We start from the raw sequence: 3,121 nt of genomic DNA on the forward strand, positions 1-3,121 counted from the left end.
GCCGCGGGCCGCCCGGACACCGGCCGCGCGCCGACCGGCCCGCCCAGCGACCGCGAGATCGAGCACGCTTTCCTTGCCAGCGCGGGCGAACGGCTGGCCAACCGGGACTTCGCCGACCTGTCCCCGGACGAGCTGGCCGCGCTGACCGAGCTGATGCGCCGGTTCACCCTGAGCACCCCGACCCGCCGGTCCCGCCGCCACCGCCGGTCGCTGGCCGGCCGGCCGGTCGACCTGCGCGGCACCCTGTCCCGGGCCCGGCGCACCGGCGGCCAGCCCATGCGTCTGGTCCGCCGCGCGCCGAAACCCAAGCCCCGCAAGCTGGTCGTGCTGTGCGACATCTCCGGCTCGATGGAACCCTACGCCCGCGCCATGATCCAGCTGCTCTACTGCGCGGCGGCCGGCGCCCGCGCGGAGGTCTTCACCTTCGCCACCCGCCTGACCCGCCTCACCCGGGACCTCTCCCGCACCCGCCCCTCGGTCGCCCTCGAGCGCGCCGGCCGCCTCGCCCCGGACTGGTCCGGCGGCACCCGCATCGCCGACGCCCTCGCCGAGTTCAACCGCACCCATGGCCGCCGCGGCCTGGCTCGCGGCGCCGTGGTGCTGATCGTCTCGGACGGCTGGGAAACCGGCGACCCCGCCGACCTCGCCACCCAACTCGCCGCCCTGTCCGCGGTCGCCCACCGCATCGTCTGGGCCAACCCGCGCACCGCCCGCCCCGCCTACCGCCCCCTCGCCGGCGGAATGGCCGCCGCCTGGCCCTACTGCGACGCCGTCGTCAGCGCCCACAACCTCAACGCCCTCGACGAACTCCTCGCTGCCCTCCGGAACGCCACCCGCCCACACCTCACCACCGGACTACCGCCCACCCACCCGTAGTGCGATCAGGCAAGGTGGATGCACGGACAAGGCTGCGCGGCAGGCCCTACACAGGGCCGGTAGCGTCCGGCTCGTGGTTGATGAGCGGCGTAGCGCGGAGGTGACGCGCTGGACGATCCACGGTGAGCGGTTGGTTGACGACACGCGACGCCTGCGGTTGAGCATTGCGTCGGTCGAGCTGCCGGACGGGGTCACGTTCGAGCAGTACGTGCTACGAGTGCCGAAGGCCGCGATGATGGTTGTGCTCGGTGATCAGGATCGGGTGCTCATGATGTGGCGGCACCGGTTCATCATCGACAAGTGGGTGTGGGAGCTGCCCGGCGGCTATGTCGATCCTGACGAGGATCCGCTGATCACCGCCACCCGGGAGGTCGAGGAGGAAACCGGTTGGCGACCGCGGCACGTGCGGCCGTTGGTGTCGCTGCAGCCCATGGTCGGCAGTGCCGATGCGGAGAACCTGCTGTTCCTCGCCATGGGCGCAGACCATGTTGGTAACCCGCCGGACATCAACGAGGCTGAGCGGATCGCGTGGATTCCGCTTGCATCGGTCCGGAATCGGATCGCAAGCGGGGAGATAGTGGGTGCTGCGTCACAGGTCGGTCTGCTCCATGTGCTGGCGTTCCCACCGCAGTGATCGTCAGCCTGCAGGCACGGGGATTCCGGCCTGGATCATCTGGCGGTAGAGCGATCCGACAGCCGCACCTGTTCGGTATGGAGCGAGCCTGCGAGCGACATCGGCAAGGTAGGCCGAGCTTCTGACCGAGCGCACGCTGGTTGTCATCTATACGGCTAGAGCACCGTGGGCGCAGGCTTCCTCGGGCCTGCCCATGTCCGCAAGGATCGACGCGAGCAGAGCCGTGTTGAACAGGCGGCCTCGCTCGTATCCAGCGCTCATCTCCAATGATCGGCGAGCAAACCGCTCGGCCTCCTGGGGCCGGCCCAGATCTCTGAATGTATGCGCGAACTTCGCCGACAGGTAGGCACCATCGAAGTAGCGCAGCCATGATGGCACGTCGGCAGTATCGATTTCGGAGAAGGCGTTCTCGGCATCACGCATGGCCGCCAGGCATCGTTGCATGTCGCGCTGCAGTGCGAGTCCATGCGCTTCCATCACTGCCGTTTCCGCTTGCAGTGCAGGCAATCCCGCACGCTTGGCAGTTTGCCGGGCGGCCAGCGCGAGATCGACAGCCGATTCCGGAGCACCGTGGAACGCGGCGTGATGGCTCATGGCCGCCAGCATTTCTGCGCTGAGCCCGTCGTCTCCCGCTTGCTGACATAGCCGCAAGGCTGTACGCAGGTGAGTACGGCCAACGTCGGCGTGGCCGGTGTCATACGCCATCCATCCAGCAAGTTGATGTAGTTCGGCGGCGGCGGTGACCAACTCGTTGCGCACGGCTTCCCGGGCCCGACCATCGCGGAGCATCGGTTCAACATTGATGGCCAGATAGGAGGTGACAGCGCTGCGGCTATGGGCGCCACCATACTTGTTGTCCACGCGTCGGAAGGCGGCAGTCACCTCGCGAACGAGTTCGACTTCCGGGCTCCCGATCGCACTCCCTGAGTGCGGTACCATGTTCATGACCCTCGACTCCGGTGTCCCGTACGTCACGACCTGGACTACCGAACAGCCGCTGCCGACCGAGGTCATTGCACGCCCCGGATCCGGTATTGCCTATGCGGACGAGACATTGGGTGATCGGGACGGGAATGGTGTGCTGTGGCAGCGAATGGCGTCGCGGCCGGGTCGGGGTCGGCCGGAGTTCGGCAAGGTTCATCCGCTGCGGCAGCGCCGGGCCATGCGCCGGCTGCTGTGCGGGATTTGCGCCGGGCCGCCCGACCGTACCGAGCAGGGTGTGCTGTGGTTGGTGAGGGACTTCCGAAACGACTGGCCGGGCTGGCCCGAGCGGATGGCCGCGACCGAGCCACCGGTCTGCTTGCCGTGCGCCCGCCGATCGGTCCGGGTGTGCCCGGCTCTGCGGTTGGGCGCCGTCGCGGTGCGCGTCGGCCGGTCCGCGGTGGCGGGCGTGTACGGCGTCCGTTACCAAGCCGGAAACCCCTTGCCCATCGCGGTTGCTGACGCCGTCGTGGCCTTCGACGACCCGGCCATTGGCTGGGTCTGCGCCGCCCAGCTGGTGAGGGAGCTGCGAGACTGCACCGTTCTGGACTGGGAAGCAGTGTGACGCCGAGCCGGCATCGATATGTCCGGTCGTACCGTGGTTGGTGAGGCAAGGGCCGCGCCGCGCGC

General features: G+C 68.9%; 4 protein-coding genes. 3 read left to right on the forward strand and 1 reads right to left on the reverse strand.

The window, feature by feature from the left end:
* Positions 1-876, forward strand: an 876-nt coding sequence (locus VGX25_RS31150) for a vWA domain-containing protein (protein WP_326921529.1), incomplete at its 5' end; no start/stop codon positions are given.
* Positions 877-949: 73 nt separating this feature from the next.
* A complete protein-coding gene (locus tag VGX25_RS31155) occupies positions 950-1,510 on the forward strand; it encodes an NUDIX hydrolase (RefSeq protein ID WP_326921530.1) in 561 nt (186 codons plus the stop codon).
* A 147-nt stretch (positions 1,511-1,657) separates the two neighbouring features.
* Here the strand turns inward: VGX25_RS31155 and VGX25_RS31160 are convergent, their stop codons facing one another.
* A complete protein-coding gene (locus tag VGX25_RS31160; protein ID WP_326921531.1) occupies positions 1,658-2,371 on the reverse strand; it encodes an XRE family transcriptional regulator in 714 nt (237 codons plus the stop codon).
* A gap of 82 nt (positions 2,372-2,453) precedes the next feature.
* Between VGX25_RS31160 and VGX25_RS31165 the strand changes: the two genes are divergently transcribed.
* Entirely contained in the window at positions 2,454-3,056 is a 603-nt protein-coding gene (locus VGX25_RS31165) for a hypothetical protein (RefSeq protein WP_326921532.1), read from the forward strand.
* Positions 3,057-3,121: the final 65 nt, after the last annotated feature.

The organism is Actinophytocola sp. (assembly GCF_035942955.1).
In the GTDB taxonomy this organism is placed as follows: Bacteria; Actinomycetota; Actinomycetes; order Mycobacteriales; family Pseudonocardiaceae; genus DASYTH01.

Coding starts and splice junctions, on each gene's coding strand:
- VGX25_RS31165 (WP_326921532.1), top strand. CDS start 2,454: ATGACCCTCGACTCCGGTGTCCCGTACGTCACGACCTGGACTACCGAA.